The sequence below is a fragment of the Rubripirellula obstinata genome, from assembly GCF_001642955.1.
GTDB lineage: Bacteria > Planctomycetota > Planctomycetia > Pirellulales > Pirellulaceae > Rubripirellula > Rubripirellula obstinata.
Genome location: NZ_LWSK01000001.1, coordinates 36969 through 56623, shown reverse-complemented (window position 1 = coordinate 56623; position 19655 = coordinate 36969). Strand labels below are relative to the sequence as shown.

Below are 19655 nucleotides of genomic sequence, written 5' to 3'. Positions count from 1 at the left end.
TTGACGTGCTAGGGATGGAACCTGCAGTCACCGGCCGTATGACCAAGGCAGAAGCGAACGCGTTTCCAGCCGAGTCCCCAGAAGGGAAGCAGAAACGTCAGCTTGACGCCCATGCTCTTCTGCAAGCGATGGATTCTGCGGACCGAATCTTCGCCATCCGTAAAGAGTTGAACTCCCTTGGGGCGACGGCATCGGAAGCGTTCAAAGAAAATTGTACGCTTGAACTCGACTACATCTGCACGATTGGAATCGATCCGATCATGCGGGCTGAATATCGAGCGGTGCTCGAAGAAGTGACGCAGCGTGGTCATTTAACTTTACGCGAAGCAGCAGCCGAAGCTGAGCGACGATTTGAAAGCTCCTCCTAGAGCGGAAAGGCGTTATTCTCATCGGCGTCGTTCGCTCCTTCGATCTTCGGCGTTTCCTCGTTCCAAGTTTCGATCCTATGGATCTGACCAGATAGCAATCGCTGCAAACCCTTTTCGTGAAGCTGCTCTGCTTCCGCTGTCGAGATAAACAGGTCCGAGTCAAAGTTCCTTTGCTTCAGCTCTTCAATCCTCGCGTCTGTTCGCGGTGTCTCATCCAATTCAAAGTAGTCGATTTTCACACGACGCAAACGACTGTCGTTTGGCTGTTTGAAAATCGCTTCGCCGGTGTTTTGCAGTCGAATCAGCTTGCCCCATTCTATCGCATGCTCATCGAAGGAAAGAAACGTTGGACTTTCCTCCACAAAATTGTCGTATATCGGAACTAACTGTTCACTTTTGCTCTCCGTGGTAGCGTCACTGTACGCATCCGTTTCAGCATTGCCTCGCGTCTTCGTTTCACCACTGCCGCGAGTCTGCCGATCGGAACCCGTCTTGCCGGGGGTAGTTCCGTAACTGGACGACTCATTATCGCCTTGAGAAGTGTTGGACATATCGGAATGAGAGCGTGTTGATGTCTGGCCGACCGACCGCATCCATTCGCGATGATGCCCCGCAATCAGTTGCCGACGGCTCCGTTGCATGTGTTTTACCTTCATTTTGTCGAAGGTCATTTTGCCAATTTCATCAGCCAGCAAATCAGCATCTTTTGCGTTGGAAGTAAACATTAAACGCGTCTGTGCTTGCCATATCATCTGTTGCAAATCGACCGATTCCTGCTCCAGTTGTGCAAATGATTGGTGAGCAAGCATCAAGCGGAGACCGTTTTGCCTAACGGTGGGAATCGCGTCCTCGATATCGGGGCTAACGTATTTTTGGAACTCGTCCAACAGCACGTAGGTCGGATCAACCGACTTCTTTCCGTACCGCGTTGACATTCCTCCAGCCGTCTCGAAAACCTCGTTCAAAACCAGTGACCCAATCGTATCAGCCGCAAAACCAGGAAGCCTCTGAAGCTTCGCAAGGTTCATGATCACAATTCGACGCTCTCGAATGAATCGCTCGCAATCAAAGCGATTCTCGCTTACACCGAACATGTAGCGAAGACTTGGGCTGTTGAAGAACGGATCGAGTCGGTTTCTAGTCGACTCCAGGATCCGTGTTGCTTCACCACCTCTTGCATTCAAGATTTCTGACCATTGATGCTTCAGATCTTCCGGCATGAATTCGAGCATACGATCGTGAATGTCACTTCCGGGATGCAGCAAATACCGACAAGTCGAGATTGGAAAGCCCATGTACGCAGCGGCGCAGAAAGCTTTGAACGTCCAATTCAGCAGACGAGGTTGCTCACTCATGCTCTGTGCATCCCACGCACGAAGCACAATCTCCACTGCCCGCATCACGTTGTAATAACGGTTCGACTCATCCGAGTGCTTTAGAGGATTAAACGGACAAACGAAATCAGGATTCGACGGTTCAAAATAGGCGAGCCGGCGTCGCACATGGCCGGGACAAAGACGCTCATCCGAGATGAACCGAAGAAGATCACGTGACAAGCCACCCATCGGGTCGATTACAAAAAGGCAGCATTTGTCTTCGCCAGTGTCTAGCATCAACGACTGCAGCATCGTATGGATAGCCGTCGTTTTACCTGATCCGGTTGCCCCAATCAGGTGCATGTGTTTCGCAAGAACGTCGGGATCCAGATGGATGGTCTCGCCGGTCTCGATATCTTGCCCCAGTAAGATAGTCATTACTTCTCCACCAACTTGCGAATCTGACGGGTTTTCCATTTCTCTACGAGTGACAACACCGATTCGAGTTCATCGCCATCCATCGGATAGGAACTGATTGAGTTTTTTCTTCTTTCAGCCTCCGCCAATACGTCCTCAATCGTGTTCAAACTCGCTTCTGATTCTTCCTCGGCGAAGAAGCTCAAAATCATTTTCTTGAGCTCTTCAGATCGGTGTGTCAGTGTTTCAACAGAACAGTCTGGTGGAAAGTAATCCTTGAAATACCTCTCGAACTTTTCCTGCGGAAGCATCTGGGAAATATCTGCTGCATGACGGTCATAAAGGAGGCGAACCTGGAACAAGATGTCGTCACGGACCAATTTCGCCGCACGCTCATCTTCTTGAGCCTTCAAAGCTTCTTCCTTGTCGCGGCGTTCGCGGTCCTCTCGCTCAATCCGCATCTCTTCCTCGCGTTCTTGCCTTCGAGCCGAGTCGTGTGCCGCCTGCCGTTCCTCCGCAATGGCTTTGGCCTTCGCTGCAGCTCGCTCACCAAAAGAAAGCGGAAAAAGTACAAGCCGACCGAGCTTCTCTACAAACGGAATGTTGTCATCCTTCATTTTTGATCACCACCAGTTTTTCTTGCACCAGTCCCAACTGAAATTGCAGCAAAGCCAGACGATCGCAAGCCACACAGGATAGGTCACGACGATTCGCCAGAACTCTCTGGTATTGATCCTGTGACCTTCCTGAGAAACCTCGCCAACAAACCAAATTGCTACCCAAATGGCGACCGGAATTGCTGCGAGCGTTAAGTATCCCGTCCATCGATAGATCCTTTTCATGGGCTGACTACCACCCGTTTTGAAGAATGTGTTTCGGGTTGCAGCTTGCGAAACCCACGAACCAAGCCACTGGAATCAGCATGGCAACCTGGATTCGGTTCAAACTTGGGAACGTCCAGTCCATTGGTATCTCTGGAGTCGCTGCCAGGAAGCGATATGCGTACAAACAGGCAACGAGCAGTACGGCACCGATTGCCAAATAACCTCCGCCACGATAGATAGCTTTCATTTTCCTCGCTCGAATCATTCGCTGCCAAAAATGGCTCTGCTTTTTGTGAGTATTGCTGCGACACATTGTAGCCAACCGACGCTTGCGCGGTGTAATGGCGTCTGGCCACAGATAGAGCGTTCGTCAATTGTTTGAAACGCAGATTCGTGGGATTATCAAGGCATCCGATAAAGGACGTTATCCACTGTATTCTTCCCCTCAACGAAATGGACTTCACCAACCGCGATCAAGCCATCGGATTCTCTTCCCGTCAAGTGACGCCGTCGATTACGGATGGGGCGACCGTTCCAGCACTAATTGAGAATGCTGGTCACGACACAAAACGGCGGTTTGTCGAGTTTTTCACCGCCTCGATTCGCAACAAAAATACGCGGCGGGCATACCTTCGTGCTATCGATCGGTTTTGCAGTTGGATGGAAGGGCGTGGCCTGACACGGCTTGCCGATATTGAACCGACCATGATCGCTTTCTATATCGAGGAAATGCAGGACGGTTACAGCAAGGCGTCGGTCAAGCAGAACCTTGCCGCGATCCGCATGATGTTTGATTACTTCGTGACCGGCGGATTGATGCGACACAATCCATCGCTCTCGGTTAAAGGACCGAAACTTACCATCGTCAAAGGGAAGACGCCCGTTCTTCAGCCAGGCGATGCACGGCTTCTCCTTGACTCGATCTCTACCGACACGGTCGGTGGCCTGCGTGATAAGGCTCTAATTTCGCTGATGCTTTTTACGTTCGCTCGCATCGGAGCTGCGGTCTCGATGAACGTCGAAGACGTTTATCAGAACGGTCGCCGTTACTGGGTTCGCCTCAAAGAAAAAGGAGGACGTCAACATGAAATGCCACTTCAGCATCACGCTGAAGAAGCCATGATCGCCTATTTGGACGGTGCCAACCTTTGGGGGCAGAACGGCACGCCATTGTTCCGTTCACTTGATCGGAAACGCAACCTTTCCGAGAATCGGATGGCAGCGGAATACTCGCGGTGGATGGTGAAACGTCGTTCGCGTAAAGCAGGTCTTGGTGGCCTGTTCAACAACCACACGATGCGCGCTTCGGGAATCACCGCCTACATGATGGCCGGTGGCACGCTGGAAAAAGCACAACAAATGGCCGCCCACGCCTCGTCCAAGACGACGAATCTTTACAACCGGACGAGTGATGCTGTTACATTGGATGAGGTTGAACGAATTCTAATCTAGTATCAGCAAAGGTTCCACTGAACACGATTCTGCCGAACAAAACGAGCAGCCTCGGAAGGCAAACGACCGTCGCCAGCAGCATGGCCGAGAAAAGCGTTCCGACGTGATGGCTCCATTCGTTGTAGGCTGCAAATGATCTCAATTCTCTCCATCTCGCTATTTGCATTTGGGTACGCGTTTAAGATGCTTTCAAGATCAGCTTGATTTCCCCAACGTCCAACTACAGCCCTCGCGATACTACGCGTGTACCAGCTTCTCGGATGAGAGATACCTTGTTCTCGAGCCAAATTCATCGCAAGTTCGCACGGAGCCTCTGCTTGCCGTAGGATCCACCGAAAAAACTGGTAATCCTGATAGTCGTGTGGAAGCAAGTGCTGTCGCCTCAACTCAACGAAGGCAGTTTCCAATCTTTCGTTTCCTTGTACGCAACTGGCAAAATTTGCGATTGCTTCAAATTCTTCAGGGTGCACTCGCAAGTGTGATATGACACTATCAAGAATGCTTGCAACACCTGCGTGCCCTAAACGTCGAAGGAGATAGCGAAATACGGTTTTGTTGAAGCCAGTTGAGTTATCGCCGAAATTCTGTTGGTACGCTTCTCGCAAAACGTCGACGGGCGCATCGTCATGCAGACTTTCAAGCAACGAATCCAGGTCACCTGCCATGATCGACGGATCGTCCAACACCCCCAGCTCTCGTAAGTGGTCTAGAAACTGCGAGTTTAGTGGTTCGATAATGTCTCTGATTTCGTTGAAAGAGGACCGAGCGTCATTCCCTCCTAAGATGCGAGTTTTGGCCGACTGCATCACAAGTCCTCGCTCGCCAAGAACTCGGGTGAGCACGGACAGAGCATTGATCGCCTCAGACTCGGATCGACAGAAAATACGGAAGTCATCAACCCAACGCAGATGCATGAAACCATGGTTGCGAAGCTGAAGATCGACGGCATTGAGATATAGTTTCCCAAGAAGATTAGACGCTGAGAAACCCTGTGGGAGGCCACGCCGTTGAACACGCGACCAGCGAGGAAGCATTGAAGTCAAAAAGTTCAACTCCTCGCTATTTACACCTAGTCCGTTAAGATCGCTCCGAAGGGTAAAGAGATCGACGCACTCGTAATAACCTGCGATGTCAGCCAGTACGACATGGCTGTGCCCATTATCGATCAACTCCGTGCTACTCGCGTTGAAAGTTCGCAGGTTGTGAAACCATGGACCGAAAATTTCATCCGTCGCCTCACCAGTCCTGAGACGATAGCCATAGTCCGGATGTTCTCCCTCCCAATCAAATGCACTACGGATTTGCTCGATCATTGAACCGACAAGAGCCGTAAAAACGACTTGGTCTTCCAATGTAAGGTCAGAGCCCGGTCGCACCAAATGTCCAGGCTTAGGGGCCCACACAATTTGCGATGGACTTGGTTGATATTCGCCTGATGCAATTCGTTCACGGATGCCATGAAGCCATCCAGCTAAATCTTGAGACAATAGCTGTTCAAGATAAGGGTGACGCACAAAAACCCGACGTTCTGACAGGTCTCGTTGTACTCTCCGCCATGCCAGCTCTAAATCAAGATTTGCTGCAAGTTGCTCTGACAATGGAATTCTCGCTTTTGGACCATGAATCTAATTGCGTGCTGATTCGTGTTGAAACCTTCTACGCTGCAGAAACAACCGGAAACGCTCCCGACTCGCTTCGTTGCCAGATGTATTGGTAGATTTGTTCCGCGTAGGTTTTTGCGTCGGTTTCGTTGTACGGTGGCATGGGAATGACGTTGAAGATTTGGTCGAGGATTTCGACTTCGATCTCGGCACGGGTTTGCTCTTTTTCCCACCACTCGTGCATGGGGCCGATCAGAGTCTTGAGCGATTCGAGTAGCTGGCGGCTGCCTTGCTTGAGTCGTTCACGATCGGCTTTGGTTAAGTCGTCGCGTTGAAGTAGCTGGAACAGGAACTGTTCTTCGTCTTTAAGGCCTTCCGATACAAGCTTCTTTTCCTCGTCGTCCAGTTCTGCGTTCAACTCCATCAAGCGGCGGAACGTTTCTTCGATCGTCGTTCGGTCTTTCTCTCGGTTGTAGTCGGCGATGATCTCTTGGTATTTCTTGTAGTAATCCATCTGCAGCGGGTTGGTCGCCACCATCGCGGCCAAACGCTGTTCAAGTAGGTCGGCAATGTCTTGAACGGTGGATCGCTTGCGGGTGCCCTTCTTCTCGAATTCGTCTGCGAGTTTCTCGAAGTCGATTTTGCTTAGGTCGAGCGTCAATCCCTCAGCGTGATCGGAGCCGGGGCCAGCGGTGGCAATCGATTCGCTGACGATCTTTTGCAACTCCTTTAAGATGGCCGTCACATCTGCGACGGTTCGCTTCTGCAACACCTTCTTATAGATCGCTTCCAGGTTGTCGCGTCGTTCCGCGAACTGGTAAACGCTTGGTTCCATGTTCAAGGCTCGGAAGCGTTTGATAACTTCCGTCGCCAAAATCTCAAAAGTGCGTTTGATTTGTTCGGTTGCTCTAACTGCCTCGGCCCCATCCTTGATCGCCTCAATCCGATCAAAGCCGGTCGCTCCGTTGAAGCGTGTTAAATCAAAGCCTGCACCCGACAAATGGCTTTCCGCAGCTTCAATGGCTTCGATCAAGGCGGCGATGCGAACTTCGATCGGCTCGATGGGGTCGCCAATATCTTGTCCAGCAACGGTTGCCGCGTAGTCGGCAAGTGCTTTTCGCAAGCTGCCAAGCATTCCGTTGTAGTCGACAATGACGCCGCAATCCTTGCCTGGTGAAACTCGGTTCGCCCGAGCGATCGCTTGCATCAGCGTGTGGGCACGCATTGGCTTATCGATGTAGAGCGTTGAAAGAGTTTCTACGTCGAATCCCGTCAACCACATGGCGCATACGATGGCCACGCGGAACGGATGTTCTTCCTTCTTGAACGCCGTTTCGACGTCGATCCGTTCTTTGTTCCCAGTCGCGAAACCCTCTTTGATGATCGCACGGTGTGGCTTGATGTCGAAATTCCATTTCTTGAACTCGGCAACTTCACCCTGTTGTTCAGAGATAATGATCTGAATCAGAGTCTCATCCATCCAGTCGGCACGCGCATACAGCTTGTCTCGCTGCTCAGCCAAAGCTTCCTTTGCGATCGGGTCGGTCGCTGTCGCTTCTGCTTGCTTAAAACCGTCCGCGTCGTCTCGTATCTGCTTGGCCTTGGCCTTCCATCGCGGGATAATTCGCTCGTACATTCGGGCACAAGTAACCTTGTCGATGCACACCAACATCATCTTGCCGGTTTCCCAGCGTGCAGAACAATGCTGGACGAAGTCTTCAGCGATTCGATCTAGTCGTTCATCCGCCGTGATGACTTCGTAAGACTTACCCAGCAGTTTCTCCAACTTCGCCATTTCGTCGACATCGAGGTTCGCCTCCTCGACCTTTTCAGCAATGGCATCGTTCAAGTCAATTCGACGAAGCCCGAGTTTCTCGCCCCGGTTTTCGTAGACGAGTTTGACCGTTGCTCCATCTTCCTCGGCACGCTTGAAATTGTACGTCGAAACGTACGAACCAAAGATTCGCTGCGTTAAGAAGTCGGTGTCATGCAGCAATGGCGTTCCGGTAAATCCGATGAACGAAGCGTTCGGCAACGCTATCCGCATATTACGAGCCAGCTTGCCGGCTTGGGTGCGGTGGGCTTCGTCGGACATGACGATGATGTCGTCACGCTCGCTGTACGGCTTCTTGGGGATCTCGTCCCGTCTAAACTTGTGGATCATGGTGAACATAAACCGATGGTTCTCACCTAGCAGCTTTTCGAGTGCTTTGGCCGAACTTGCTCGCGGTGTTTTTTCGCTACAGACACCTGACCCAACAAACGTCTTATAGATTTGATCGTCCAGGTCCTCTCGGTCGGTCATGACCAAGAACGTGAAATTGCCGGGCACAACCCGGCGAACCTTCTCCGCAAAGAAAACCATCGAATACGATTTGCCGCTTCCCTGCGTGTGCCAGAACACACCAAGCCGCCCAAGATCAGGATGGGCACGCTCAATCAAAGGTAGTTCACGAGTCTTTCGGTACCGCTCAGCTTTCTCCGCCACGACGTTTGCATCGATCGCTTCTTCTTGTGGTGAGTCTTCGAGGATCGGCGGATCGGCGACGTTCACCGTCCCCACGCGATGAACAAGTCGCTTATCGATAGGAATTTGTTCCTTCAGTACCTCTTGGCGGATCACGGAATCGACCGCTCGATTCACGCCTAATACTTGATGATTGCGGGCGACGACTTTGCGTGCCTGGCCAGCCTTGCTCTCATCAAACAAAATGAAGTTCTCGATGATGTCCAACAATTTGTCTTTAGCAAACATCCCGTTGAGCATGGCACGAGCTTCGAGTTTATCGTCGTCTTCGTCGTTGCGTTTCCATTGATAGAAGTGATCCCATGGGCTGGTGATCGAACCGTATTTGGCTTCGTCACCGTTGCTGACGACGAGAAAGGCGTTGTGATAGAACGCATGCGGAATCGTGTCCTTGTAATCCGCGATGTTTTGATCAAAACCGTTGCGGATATTCGTCCAAACACTTTTTAGTTCAACGAACACTACGGGTAAGCCGTTGACGAAGCAAACCAGGTCGGCACGTCGATTGTAGTGCGGGCTGCGAAGTCCTTGGATCTTCAGTTCGCGTACGACAAGAAAGCGATTGTTTGCCGCGCTACGAAAGTCGATTACCTTGACCTTGCGTTTAACGGTTCGGCGATTTTTGTCCTTGTATACCACCGGCACACCATCACGAATCCATTCGTAGAACTCTGAGTTGTGACGAAACGTGGAACGCGAAAAGTCGTATCCCGTCATCTTGCGAACTGCATCTTCGACGGCACTGTCCGGCAAGTCATCGTTTAGCTTATTGATCGCGTCACGTAGATCACGAGTCAACACCACTTCACGCATCGACTCTCGGCCCAACAGCGAATCCGTGCCAAGGCCCTCTTGATTCCAAGCGTATTCACTGTCCCATCCGAGTTCGCTTTCAAGGAACTCGGCGAACGTTTGCTGTACTGCTCGGTCTTCGCTGTTGATGTCGGTAATCATTGGCATAAATGGGCTGGTTAAACTTCGATTTCTCCGCTCATCAGGCGTGGGAGAAACAAATCTCGTGCTTCGCCAAGGCTTCGGTTTTGTTGGTGCAAAGAAATTATCAGTTTGCAAATTGGGTCGGCAAATTCCTCAAACCGCTTCAAAAGTTCTAAAGGCGGAATATCGAAATCAAGTTGGCACATCTTGATAGGACTTAGATTCTGTTGGGCAACACCAGTCGAGATTGTCTCCAATCTCATTTTTGTCATCTCATTCCTAAAGAAACAGTAAGCAAATCCCAGTCCGAACTTCGGAACGAGTTTCGCGACACGTTGATTCAAGAGGCAGTTATCACTGGTGACCAGGCACGTACGCCCAATGTTTCCTGTTAGCGAAAGCAGGATATCGCCTGTCTGCAAAATGCAATGACGTGGCATTTCACGCGGAAGTGAATCGATGCAACTTTCACTACCTGGGTCAAATCTACCGTCCTTCACATGTTTAATTGTGATGACCTGGAATAATCCAGACTCAGAGAACGATTTGCTCTTAAATGCATATCCAGATTTTACATCCACCAAGTCGTTTACTTTTCCTTTTGCCCATCCATTAGGTGTGCCCTTTACCATTTCCCCATGTTCGTTACCTGGAAATTGAAGTCGAACAAACCACTCAGTGAAGAGTTGCTCAGCCGCCTCTTCGAGCAAGGCGATGCGAGTTTGGTTGATCTCAATCGCTTTGTCATATGCATAAAGAATGTCAGCAATGCGATTCTGAACTGATAACTCAGGAACAGGGATCCTAAAACGCAGGAGTTTTTCTAGGCTCAGGTTGTCCTGTGCAGCACCTTGCGAGACTTGCTGAAATCGCTTTTGAAAAACATCAAACCAATACTTCACGTACCGTACATCGCAGCGTTGTTCCTCAGCTACAAAACCGATAATGCTATCAGGAAAACACGCATCAACACCGAGTATCGCTACTTCAGCAATGTTGGCTGCAATTGTAATGCAGAGCGTTCCGGCAGGCCACTTTTTACTTTGGGCGAGGCCAGCGTCCGAATAAGTTTGGGAAAACTCGGTGAGGTATAAATTGGCGTTGCGAACGTCCCCAGTTTGAAAGAATGGATGATTGCCACCATAGAGGAAGTCAGCATGACGTGGCCGATGCCGTGAACGACCACGGGACACATGCCCCAATTCTGCCAGAGTAAATTCGGAAAATTTCATCTCAATAACTCGTCGAAATTTCCGCTAATTGACTTCATAATCTCACTGGCATCAGCACTGAGCGACTGTAGTTGAGAATGAATCTGGATCATGCGATCGTCAAAATCGAAATCGGGATCTTCGTCAAGCAGTGGCAATACTCCGACGTACCGGCCTGGAGTCAAAGACCAGTCGTTCTCTTCGATTTCTGCGCGTGGCGTTGACTTACATATACCCTCCACGTCTTTGTAGCTCCCGTCTGGGAACTTACTTTGAAGCCAATGAACCTGACGGTGGAAATAGCTAGGTTGCTTGATTGCGGCAGCCAGGGTCACTCGGAGATTGTTCTCGTCACCAACTTTCAGCGTACGGATCAAGTGCTTGTGCAGATCACGAGTCTCGGTCGAATTCCAGCCTTCAGCTTTGTTCGCGTCCAACTTTTTGGTTGCGAGGTCATGACAGGTCGATGCCAGCTTGGTTGTCTGCTCCACGATTTTGCGAAGTGATTTAATGTCCGTGACCACCACTTCGGTTTGTTCATGAGCCGCGATTTGTTGCTTGTTCGTTTTCAGCTTGGCTTTTGCAATCCATTTGGCGTGCTTGTCGATAGCCTTTTGGGTGTTCGGAAGCGCTTCAGTGAATTCGTGCCAGTGACCAGCAAATTCGGCAAAGGCATCACGGTAAGCGTCACGATCAGAAGTATTGGCTTCCTCTTCAGAGTCGTCGGGATTTGTCGGGACTTCTGAAAGGATGTCGTTCCAAGCATCAAGATGCTCGTAGAATTCACCCATTGCATCTGAGAAATCGTTGAGTAGCGGCGATAGCTCAACAGCGGCATCATTTGCTTGAAGCAGATACCCGCGAACAAGATCTAAGTAGCGGTCAGTTTCACCGCGATGTAGCCAAACGATTGACGCGATGTTTTGTAATTGTTCCGGCGAAAAATCATTAATCACACGGGTGACCTTACGATGAATCGACCTCGCGTCGATCATCAGCACCTTATCGAGTCGTTCCTTCGGCTTGCCCTTGTCAAAGAACCACAGCATGCAAGGCAATGTTCGGGTGTAGAAAAAATTGGTGCCGATTGTGACCATGACGTCGACGTGACCGGTTTCGACCAACTGCTGGCGAATCAACTTGTCGTCACCGCCAGCGTCTGATGCACTGGACGCCATGACGAAACCGCTTCGGCCTTTGTCGCTGAGATACGAGTAGAAATATTGAATCCAGAGATAGTTTCCGTTGCTGACTTTCTTCTTCTTGTTCACACTCGGTAAACCAAACGGCAATCGCACGTCACCTTTGACTTTTTCCGCGTCGACCATATCGACGTTGAACGGTGGATTGGCCATCACGTAATCCGCTTTTCCGAGCAGGCCGTGTTCGTCTTCGTAGAACGAGTTCGCTTCGACGATGTCGCCCTCCAGTCCGTGGACTGCCAGGTTCATCTTGGCCAAGCGAATTGTGGTCGCCGTTTTTTCTTGTCCGTAGAACGTCAAGTTGTGAGCAGCGTCTTGTCCCATCGCCTCGACGAAATGGCTCGACTGCACAAACATTCCCGCCGATCCAACTGCTGGATCGAGAACGACGCCTCGTGTCGGTTCGATAATGTTCACGATCGTTTGCACCAATGACGGTGGAGTGAAGAACTCACCGTTGTCTTGTGCACCTTGCATCGCAAACTTCATCAAGAAGTATTCGTAGATGCGACCGAACACGTCCCCGGTGGCCGACTTCATGGCCTCGGAGTCAAAGGCCCGCAACAGATCCTCAAGGACTTCGCGTTCAAAGATGCCGTATTCACGCGGCAGAACACCCGCGAGCGGCTCAAAGGACTCCTCAATTTTGTCCATCGCCGTGTTAACTGCTTCGCCCAAGTCGGTGTCGCTGGGGAGATCCAGCAAATACCCGTAGCGAGACTCTTCCGGCAGAAACAAAGCACGACGTTTGACGTAGTCCGCTTTTACGGGTGAACGCTTTAGTCCACTAGCTTTGATTTCTTCGGTTGCGGTATCGAATCGGTTGGCGGCGTGACGCAAAAAGATGATGCCCAGTACGGGCATGCAGTACTCTGTACTGGTTAGTTTCGAGTTCGCACGCAGGTTATCGGCTGTTTCCCACAGATCCGCTTCCAGCCGTTTGATGTTCGCAAGTTGGTTTCCCATAGATGATTGTTGCTTTGAAGATTACATGGTTTGAATGGTTTTGTCACACAGTTCTGTTTGTGGACGATCAGTCGAACAGCGTGGGCGAGTTGTCTGGCGTCGCGCTGCGTTTCTTTTTTGCCTTTTGAACCGCAACTGGGCGAACGATTGCAGCAACCGAGTGTTCCCCTTTCGGGCCTCGTTGGTTTCGATCGGTAGGCAGCGGGATCGCCATCACGTTGTACGTGCCAGATGCTGGCCCAAAATCAAGATGACATTCACCATCAAAACAAGATGCTGTAGATGATGCCTCGAAAATGGGGCCGTCGTTCTTGATTGATTTTTCGGGCGGTAGGTAGTGACCTAGATGCGAGAAGCTCTCACTCGCTATCGAGTAATCAATTCGCAGCTGCAACGCGTCACGAATTTGTTCATCGTGACTCAGGCCAAACAGGTTGGTTTGGTCTTCGTTGTCAACGACGCCTTTTTGAACGGGTTTCAGTTTCCAAGTAAAGAAAACCGCAGCGATCGGGTCGTTTGAAAGCTCGGCAAACCGACGTAAGGTTGCCTCCCGCGATCCATGGTAGGTGTCGGCTAACGCGACAAGCCCCGATGCACTGGATACCTGGTTCGCGTCATCTGAAAACCATGGCTGCGGAAACAGCAATTCAGCAGCACCGATATCGCAGAGCATTTCAAGATATTGGTCAGGATCATTTCGATCCCGATAGCGGGCATCCGTTCGACACCATGATTTCTGTTCGTATTCAGGGAAGAACGTATGGCTGATCTCGTGTGCAACGCTGAACCGTTTTCGCGTCTCGGGTCGATCGGGATGCACTCGCATTTCGACGCCACCCTCGCTACGTGGAGCAAGTTCGGCATCTGGACTTTGGATCGGTAGAGCCCCGCTTACATGAATGCCCTGCAAGCTAGTGAGAACATCGACGTCAATTGGCATTTCTGGACGGCCAAACATGGATTCACATGTTTGAATCAATTGACGTGCTTTCGCGCGTATGGCTTCTTCGGGTGAACTAGCCCCGGTTGAGCGAACCAATTCGTCAATAAAAGACTGTGTTGTTGAATGCCCCGAACTCATTTTGATGGCTTCCGTGAATTACTCGCCATCAAGAGGTAAAGCTGGTGCCACTCGTCGGGCGTTTGAGGCTGACCGCCTCGAAAACGCGTCTTCGCAAGGTCTTGAAGGTCGGACTCTGAAAGCTCCGTGCCCTGGCTCTTGAGTCGATCCCGAAACGCAACGAGTGATGCCGGGATTTCTCGCGGCCCCTCTGTGGTCTGAACCGACGGCAGGCTGAGAAGGTCAGCCAGCGTTCGCGAGAGTGCATCAGCAATCTGCATCAGTACCACCGCAGAGGGTTTTTTAGTTCCCTCGGTATCTCTCTCCAGTTCCCAAAGATAAGCCTTGGAGATTTTCGCCTGTTTGGCTACCTGGTCCAACGACAACCCCTTTTCCTCACGGAACTTACGGAGATTCTCCGCAAGCGGGATTTTTGGCGTTTCGTCAGGCTTTGGGGCTTCTTCCATGACAAAAGCATATCAGCTTCATGGGGTCAAAGCAAGACACGACGTTCGTTATAGTTGACACGCTGCGAGCGAACGGGTATGTTCGTTATAGATATACGGCGAAGCGTCGGGAAACCTGACAACCGCGACTACTTTTACTTCCTTACCCCAGGAAATCAGATGACGAAAAAAGACTATCACGTTGTGCCCAACGGAGACGAATGGGCTGTCAAACGCGAGGGCGGCGAACGGGCATCGTCGCTCCATAGCACCCAGCGTGAGGCAATCGATGCTGGTCGCGACCTAGCTCAGAAGAACGAAACGGAACTCGTGATTCACCGACCCAACGGACAGATCCGAGACTCGGATAGCTATGGGAACGATCCGCATCCTCCCAAAGACACTAAGCACTAAACCCATGTCAGTGTCTTACATTCCTGAATGGACCAAGCTCTGCCTCTGGGGCAGAGCGGCGGGGCGATGCCAATACGAAGGCTGCAATGAAGTTCTGTACCGTGACAAGGTGACTAAGGCGGAGTTCAACCAAGCCTATGTCGCTCATATTATCGCGGACAAGCCCGCAGGTCCGCGTGGCGATTCCGTTCTTTCAGAGAAGCTGAAAGCAGATCTCTCGAATTTAATGCTGCTCTGTGACGTTCATCACCGACTCGTTGACAAGATCGATGTCGATGGGCATCCGGTTGCTCGCCTTCAGCAGATGAAGAGCGATCACGAACGACGAATCGGAACCGTGACAAGTATTGACACCGACCGACAGTCGCACGCTTTATTCTACGGTGCCAGAATTGGCGAGCATGGCGCACCACTAACTCTTGCGAATGCGAAGTTAGCGATGATTCCAAAGCGGTATCCAGCCAGCCACGAACCCATTTCGCTGGGGTTGAAAGACAGTTCGTTCGGAGACCATGAGTCTGAGTATTGGTCGATTGAATCCCAGCACCTACGACGGCAATTCGCCTCGCGTGTGACTCCGCGACTAACGGAGGACATTCAGCATCTTTCGGTCTTTGGCCTTGCTCCAATGCCTTTGTTGATTGAATTGGGGCGACTGATCTCCGACATACACGCTGTTGATGTCTATCAATTGCACCGCGAGCCCGCAGGTTGGGCATGGCAAGACCCACCAACAGATTTCCAGTTCAATCAAACTTGTACTGGACCAACCGATGCCAAAGATGTAGCTCTCAACTTATCGCTAAGTGCTCACGTTGCGAACGATCGAATTCACGATGTCATTGGCAACGATTGCTGCATTTGGAAGATCTCTGCACCTCAGCCGGGAAACGATTTTCTGCAAAGCAAATTGCACCTACAGCGGTTTCGTGAAGTGATGCGAAAAACGTTTGACGCGATCAAGCTCCAACACGGGCAAAATGCACGACTTTCGCTATTCCCGGCGGTTCCGGTTTCAGCGGCGATCGAGGTTGGCCGCGTTTGGATGCCAAAAGCGGACCTTCCGTTATCCGTATACGACCAAAACCGATCGACGGGTGGCTTCTCGCCTGCCCTAACTATTTCCTAGAAAAAATCATGAATTCAACCATGATCGACAACCGAATTCTGATCGTCAATTCGATCTTGCAAGACATTGCGAAAGAACTCGACATTCCACCAAGCAAATACAAGCAAGCGGTCGAGAGATACACGTCCGTGGGGAATTGGCTCGAATCAGGCGTCTACCCTGGCTCAACTGGCGCACCAGCAATCTATCCACAAGGATCATTCCGGCTAGGGACCGTCGTGCGACCGATTCACGATGGTGTTGAATCAGACTACGACATTGATTTGGCATGTGAAATCATTATCCCAAAGCATCAGACCAGTCCCGAGCTAGTTCGCCACCATGTCGGCAACCGGCTTAAAGAACATGGCACTTACAGCCGCCTACTTGATGACGAAGGGCGGCGGTGCTGGACACTGCTGTACGCGGAACAAGACGGCGCGGGCTTCCATCTTGACGTGCTGCCCTGCGTTCCCGATCCATTGACGTTTGCGGGTGTAGAACCATCAATGAGTTTGAAATCGGTCGCTCTAACCGATCGCAGCAAGTCTGTGACCACGTATGAATGGGGATTTACAAATCCCGCTGGCTACGCGGACTGGTTCGCCGAATGTCAACGCCCAATCTTTAACCGCACGGCTTCGTTGCGGAAAAGTCAGATTTTTCGCGAACACAGCGAAGTGTTTGCCAGTGTCGATGAAGTTCCTGACCAGTTGGTACGAACGCCACTTCAACGAATGGTCCAGATTTTGAAACGACATCGAGATATCCGTTTTGCAGGACAACCTAATAGCGGCGAACGTCCAATTTCAGTCATCATCACGACTCTGGCAGCGATAGCGTATCAACAGGAGCCCGATGTCTATTCCGCACTAGCGAACTTCTTGGATCGAGTCACACGGCATCAAGAAACCGGACTGATTCGATGTGAGAACGATGAGTGGGTTATCGCCAACCCCGTAAACCCCAACGAGAATTTTGCGGATCGTTGGAATGAACCAGACAGCGGACGGCCGGATGCATTCTTCCAATGGGTGAATTGGCTGCAAGAAGACATCGACGAATTGTTGAATGCCGCAACACCAAAAGAGCTGGAACGATCCTTGCAAACTTCATTCGGCGAATCAATCGGAAAGAGAGTGGCATCTGAGCTTGAAGGGCGGGTTCCCGCAGGGCAAGGAATGCCGGTTTCTGCGTTTGGTCGAGTGGCCAAGCAGCTGTTGCGTTTCGATGTCGCTCACAGGGAACCGCCAAGGTGGCACATGCAACCGACAACACGCCAAGCACGCATCAAGGCTCGATTTACCCGAAACGGATTTCGCCCGACTGCTTTCCGAAGCAACTCACCCGCGATTCCTAAGTACGCCGATTTAGTTTTTGAAATCGAAACAGACGTACCGAAGCCTTACACGGTCTATTGGCAAGTGGTTAACACTGGCGACGAAGCCGCAAACGCCAGCAACCTACGAGGTGAGTTTTATGATGGTGGGCAGTCGGGGAAAATCAGACGGGAAAAAACGGAGTATCGCGGAATGCACTGGGTCGAAGCGTTTGTCGTTAAGAACAACGCCTGTGTTGCACGAAGTGGTGAGTTCGTAGTCAATATTCAGTGAATCCAGAGAACGCAGGAAAAACGAACGCCGAACCCTCAAGGTTCTAGCGTGTCAATTTTAAACAGTGCCGACATCACCTTAGCTCCAAGCAAATTTGAATGCGTTCCGTCAAAAAACAGGTTGGCGTCTGCCGACTGTGCAAACAGCATCGAAATCTTCGTAACAGCCACATCTGGCCGTCGTTCGGGTACCGGGACTTCGTCTCCGATCGCGAAACAGGAGGCGCATTTATAAACCTAGAAACCAATCGCTTTTTTCCCAAGCAGATTAAACGCTACTGGTACTGCAACGACTGTGAACAAGTCTTTTCACGGGGAGAAAAGTACGCAAAAGAAATGCTGGCTGAAATTGATGAACAGAACCCATCGCCCACTGAGTACGACGAAAGGTTTCACGCTTTCTGCACATCGATTTCACTTCGCACGCTTGAATACTGTGGAGGAATAAAGTCATTGCCCAAGCGAAGTGAGGTCAAGTCCGCTCACAAATACTGGAGAGACTATTTGCTCGGAAATCGCTCTGACGTTTTACCATTTTCGATGCACTGCTTCCTGCTATTCGACAAAGACCTGTCGATGCACAAGGCGATGGGCGGACATGTTTTCCACGAGAAAAACCTAATACTATCTCAGGTTGGCCCACTGTTTATTGTAGCGTTGCTTAGTCGGCGACAACTCTCGATTGGCGATCTCGATATCTGGTCCCAAAGCTTAGTTTCTGCAAAAGGAGAGACTTTAATGCCCTGGAAAGAATGGCGACCGAATGGGAACATCACGGATTCGTTTTTTGATGTCCTTGTAAAACACCAACGAGAAGTTGTCGAACGAGTCACCTCTCGAACGTGGGGACTTGATACGGAATTCACTTCTGGTTGATATTGAACGCTGGCTTTTAGCTCTAGCCCTACTCCATCCGTGTTGGGGAAGTGCTTCACGCTTTGTAGCAGCAATATCTAATTTCACTCACAGGAAAAAGCATGAGCGAATCAAGTGACTCGATTGACGATCTGATTGTGGTCCCAACAGATGCTGAAATAGAAAAGTCCTCCCGCGAGAACTCCGAATTGTCTCAGCAAATCACAAGGGAGATTGACGCTGAGCGGATGCTGCATCAACGAAACCTTGAAAGGGCCCAGAAGGATCAAGGTTAATTTTAGCCAGGACCTTCGCGGTCGTGTCGCTGGTTATCGCCAGTCGAGCGTTTTTGTGTTGACGACAATGACGTCTTCGACGGAGTAGTCTTCGAGAAGTTCGTTGAGAAACTTGGCGGTCAGATCGCTGCCGCCTTTGAGCACGGTCGCGAAAATTTCCCGGCAATCGTCGTCGCTCATGTGTTCGTAGAATGTGCCGGACCGAAAGAAGGCCATGAACTGATCGCGTGTGATCGGGGCAGTGCTTTTTGAGACGTTGAGTGGGTGGTCGTGGTCCATGTTGTTGAGGAGCAGGAAGTAAGTGCGGCCTGCGTGGCAAGCGTCCTTAGCGGTCATAGGTGGAGTTCGCAGAAATCACCTTGAACGCTGAAAAAGGGCGTTTGCGAAACTGCGGCCGTCTTGATTCCTTCCTTACAACTTGCGACCAATACCGAACCATTGGGAAAAGGCACCGCACTTCGGGAAGTGGATGCCTTGGTTCGGCGGGAGTGCGGTGACTCATGCCAATTTGCTCGTCTCAAGGAGACAGTGGCGACAGATGTGATCGCAAGCCGCGACGACGATTGCTCGCGATAGTTGTTCGTCTGGCTGCATCGTATGTGAGCCGGTTGACGAACCAATCGTTGGATGGGGCGGGAATCCGCCGCGATCGAGCCAAGCTTTGAGGGCTTCGGCAAAGTGCAAAGCGTCGGACCATTGCTTGGCCGCGTACGCCATCAACATGGCATCCCAGGCCGTGTTTGGATCCATCATTCAGGTCCAAATTCAGCGGCAAGGTATCGCTCGGTCATGAACGGAATGTAGTACTCGACGCATCCGTCGCCAAAGGCGTCGGGTTCGACGGTAAAGCATTCACCACACTCAACGCAGTCGACTGTCATGGAACAGTCGTCGGCATCGGTGACTTCAAGTTGACCTTCGCATTCGTAACATTTGCCATCGGATCGGTCGATCAGCATGACGTGTCTCCGCAAAGAAAGAACGAAACCACGGTTCAGCCATCTGACTGGCGTGGTCGCTTGCCCAACATGGGCGGCGCGGAAC

At 51.0% G+C, this 19655-nt stretch carries 19 protein-coding genes; 7 read left to right on the top strand and 12 right to left on the bottom strand.

Annotated features, from left to right (window positions below; all coding sequences use genetic code 11):
• Nucleotides 1–14: 14 nt before the first annotated feature.
• The gene (locus RC85_RS00310) at nt 15–368 is read left to right on the top strand and encodes a hypothetical protein (protein ID WP_157593852.1); all 354 of its coding nucleotides are present in this window, start codon (nt 15–17) and stop codon (nt 366–368) included.
• Here the strand turns inward: RC85_RS00310 and RC85_RS00305 are convergent.
• The 3 genes from RC85_RS00305 to RC85_RS26535 are packed head-to-tail and all read right to left on the bottom strand — an operon-like array spanning nt 365 to nt 2926.
• A complete protein-coding gene (locus RC85_RS00305) occupies nt 365–2122 on the bottom strand; it encodes a type IV secretory system conjugative DNA transfer family protein (RefSeq protein ID WP_068257877.1) in 1758 nt (585 codons plus the stop codon). The genes RC85_RS00310 and RC85_RS00305 overlap by 4 nt on opposite strands.
• The gene (locus tag RC85_RS00300) at nt 2122–2718 is read right to left on the bottom strand and encodes a hypothetical protein (RefSeq protein WP_068257876.1); all 597 of its coding nucleotides are present in this window, start codon (nt 2716–2718) and stop codon (nt 2122–2124) included. Before RC85_RS00300 ends, RC85_RS00305 begins: the two co-directional genes overlap by 1 nt.
• A complete protein-coding gene (locus RC85_RS26535) occupies nt 2708–2926 on the bottom strand; it encodes a hypothetical protein (RefSeq protein WP_157593851.1) in 219 nt (72 codons plus the stop codon). The genes RC85_RS00300 and RC85_RS26535 overlap by 11 nt, the downstream gene beginning before the upstream one ends.
• A 452-nt stretch (nt 2927–3378) precedes the next feature.
• On the opposite strand from RC85_RS26535, the gene RC85_RS00290 reads away from it, so the two are divergent.
• The gene (locus RC85_RS00290; RefSeq protein WP_084422213.1) at nt 3379–4377 is read left to right on the top strand and encodes a tyrosine-type recombinase/integrase; all 999 of its coding nucleotides are present in this window, start codon (nt 3379–3381) and stop codon (nt 4375–4377) included.
• Nucleotides 4378–4379: 2 nt separating this feature from the next.
• Here the strand turns inward: RC85_RS00290 and RC85_RS00285 are convergent, their stop codons facing one another.
• From RC85_RS00285 to RC85_RS00260, 6 genes are all read right to left on the bottom strand, one after another.
• Nucleotides 4380–5975: an RNA-directed DNA polymerase gene (locus tag RC85_RS00285; protein WP_149752616.1), complete on the bottom strand. Its 1596-nt coding sequence runs from the start codon at nt 5973–5975 to the stop codon at nt 4380–4382.
• 58 nt (nt 5976–6033) lie between these two features.
• Entirely contained in the window at nt 6034–9465 is a 3432-nt protein-coding gene (locus tag RC85_RS00280; RefSeq protein WP_235033182.1) for a type I restriction endonuclease subunit R, read from the bottom strand.
• A gap of 11 nt (nt 9466–9476) precedes the next feature.
• Nucleotides 9477–10673 carry a restriction endonuclease subunit S gene (locus tag RC85_RS00275; RefSeq protein ID WP_068257873.1) on the bottom strand — a complete coding sequence of 399 codons (1197 nt, stop codon included), beginning with the start codon at nt 10671–10673 and terminating at the stop codon, nt 9477–9479.
• Complete coding sequence (locus RC85_RS00270; RefSeq protein WP_068257872.1) at nt 10670–12820, bottom strand: type I restriction-modification system subunit M; 2151 nt, start codon at nt 12818–12820, stop codon at nt 10670–10672. Before RC85_RS00270 ends, RC85_RS00275 begins: the two co-directional genes overlap by 4 nt.
• 67 nt (nt 12821–12887) lie before the next feature.
• Nucleotides 12888–13778: an ImmA/IrrE family metallo-endopeptidase gene (locus tag RC85_RS00265; protein ID WP_160148065.1), complete on the bottom strand. Its 891-nt coding sequence runs from the start codon at nt 13776–13778 to the stop codon at nt 12888–12890.
• Nucleotides 13779–13897: 119 nt separating this feature from the next.
• Nucleotides 13898–14347, bottom strand: coding sequence for a helix-turn-helix domain-containing protein (locus RC85_RS00260; RefSeq protein WP_008696721.1), 450 nt, complete (start codon nt 14345–14347; stop codon nt 13898–13900).
• 159 nt (nt 14348–14506) lie between these two features.
• Between RC85_RS00260 and RC85_RS00255 the strand changes: the two genes are divergently transcribed.
• From RC85_RS00255 to RC85_RS27360, 5 genes are all read left to right on the top strand, one after another.
• Nucleotides 14507–14740, top strand: coding sequence for a DUF2188 domain-containing protein (locus tag RC85_RS00255; protein WP_068257988.1), 234 nt, complete (start codon nt 14507–14509; stop codon nt 14738–14740).
• Between the two features lie 4 nt (nt 14741–14744).
• Nucleotides 14745–15869 (top strand): SAVED domain-containing protein, encoded by a 1125-nt coding sequence (locus RC85_RS00250; RefSeq protein WP_068257870.1) that lies wholly within the window; start codon nt 14745–14747, stop codon nt 15867–15869.
• A gap of 8 nt (nt 15870–15877) precedes the next feature.
• Nucleotides 15878–17461, top strand: coding sequence for a nucleotidyltransferase (locus RC85_RS00245; RefSeq protein ID WP_068257869.1), 1584 nt, complete (start codon nt 15878–15880; stop codon nt 17459–17461).
• Between the two features lie 98 nt (nt 17462–17559).
• Nucleotides 17560–18336, top strand: a complete 777-nt coding sequence (locus RC85_RS00240; protein WP_068257868.1) for a hypothetical protein — start codon at nt 17560–17562, stop codon at nt 18334–18336.
• Nucleotides 18337–18437: 101 nt separating this feature from the next.
• Entirely contained in the window at nt 18438–18611 is a 174-nt protein-coding gene (locus RC85_RS27360) for a hypothetical protein (protein WP_162273150.1), read from the top strand.
• Between the two features lie 33 nt (nt 18612–18644).
• Here the strand turns inward: RC85_RS27360 and RC85_RS00235 are convergent, their stop codons facing one another.
• The 3 genes from RC85_RS00235 to RC85_RS00225 all read right to left on the bottom strand — a co-directional run bounded on the left by RC85_RS00235 (nt 18645) and on the right by RC85_RS00225 (nt 19570).
• Nucleotides 18645–18890 carry a hypothetical protein gene (locus RC85_RS00235; protein WP_149752617.1) on the bottom strand — a complete coding sequence of 82 codons (246 nt, stop codon included), beginning with the start codon at nt 18888–18890 and terminating at the stop codon, nt 18645–18647.
• 219 nt (nt 18891–19109) lie between these two features.
• Nucleotides 19110–19361, bottom strand: coding sequence for a hypothetical protein (locus tag RC85_RS00230; protein ID WP_068257867.1), 252 nt, complete (start codon nt 19359–19361; stop codon nt 19110–19112).
• Nucleotides 19361–19570 carry a hypothetical protein gene (locus RC85_RS00225; RefSeq protein WP_068257866.1) on the bottom strand — a complete coding sequence of 70 codons (210 nt, stop codon included), beginning with the start codon at nt 19568–19570 and terminating at the stop codon, nt 19361–19363. Before RC85_RS00225 ends, RC85_RS00230 begins: the two co-directional genes overlap by 1 nt.
• Between the last annotated feature and the right edge of the window lie 85 nt (nt 19571–19655).

What these genes read in the sequence shown, in the direction of transcription:
- RC85_RS00310 (WP_157593852.1), top strand. Translation starts at nt 15, where the DNA reads ATGGAACCTGCAGTCACCGGCCGTATGACCAAGGCAGAAGCGAACGCG.
- RC85_RS00305 (WP_068257877.1), bottom strand. Translation starts at nt 2,122, where the DNA reads ATGACTATCTTACTGGGGCAAGATATCGAGACCGGCGAGACCATCCAT.
- RC85_RS00300 (WP_068257876.1), bottom strand. Translation starts at nt 2,718, where the DNA reads ATGAAGGATGACAACATTCCGTTTGTAGAGAAGCTCGGTCGGCTTGTA.
- RC85_RS26535 (WP_157593851.1), bottom strand. Translation starts at nt 2,926, where the DNA reads ATGGACGGGATACTTAACGCTCGCAGCAATTCCGGTCGCCATTTGGGT.
- RC85_RS00290 (WP_084422213.1), top strand. Translation starts at nt 3,379, where the DNA reads ATGGACTTCACCAACCGCGATCAAGCCATCGGATTCTCTTCCCGTCAA.
- RC85_RS00280 (WP_235033182.1), bottom strand. Translation starts at nt 9,465, where the DNA reads ATGCCAATGATTACCGACATCAACAGCGAAGACCGAGCAGTACAGCAA.
- RC85_RS00275 (WP_068257873.1), bottom strand. Translation starts at nt 10,673, where the DNA reads ATGAAATTTTCCGAATTTACTCTGGCAGAATTGGGGCATGTGTCCCGT.
- RC85_RS00270 (WP_068257872.1), bottom strand. Translation starts at nt 12,820, where the DNA reads ATGGGAAACCAACTTGCGAACATCAAACGGCTGGAAGCGGATCTGTGG.
- RC85_RS00265 (WP_160148065.1), bottom strand. Translation starts at nt 13,778, where the DNA reads ATGTTTGGCCGTCCAGAAATGCCAATTGACGTCGATGTTCTCACTAGC.
- RC85_RS00260 (WP_008696721.1), bottom strand. Translation starts at nt 14,347, where the DNA reads ATGGAAGAAGCCCCAAAGCCTGACGAAACGCCAAAAATCCCGCTTGCG.
- RC85_RS00255 (WP_068257988.1), top strand. Translation starts at nt 14,507, where the DNA reads ATGACGAAAAAAGACTATCACGTTGTGCCCAACGGAGACGAATGGGCT.
- RC85_RS00250 (WP_068257870.1), top strand. Translation starts at nt 14,745, where the DNA reads ATGTCAGTGTCTTACATTCCTGAATGGACCAAGCTCTGCCTCTGGGGC.
- RC85_RS00245 (WP_068257869.1), top strand. Translation starts at nt 15,878, where the DNA reads ATGAATTCAACCATGATCGACAACCGAATTCTGATCGTCAATTCGATC.
- RC85_RS00240 (WP_068257868.1), top strand. Translation starts at nt 17,560, where the DNA reads ATGCGTTCCGTCAAAAAACAGGTTGGCGTCTGCCGACTGTGCAAACAG.
- RC85_RS27360 (WP_162273150.1), top strand. Translation starts at nt 18,438, where the DNA reads ATGAGCGAATCAAGTGACTCGATTGACGATCTGATTGTGGTCCCAACA.
- RC85_RS00235 (WP_149752617.1), bottom strand. Translation starts at nt 18,890, where the DNA reads ATGGACCACGACCACCCACTCAACGTCTCAAAAAGCACTGCCCCGATC.
- RC85_RS00230 (WP_068257867.1), bottom strand. Translation starts at nt 19,361, where the DNA reads ATGGATCCAAACACGGCCTGGGATGCCATGTTGATGGCGTACGCGGCC.
- RC85_RS00225 (WP_068257866.1), bottom strand. Translation starts at nt 19,570, where the DNA reads ATGCTGATCGACCGATCCGATGGCAAATGTTACGAATGCGAAGGTCAA.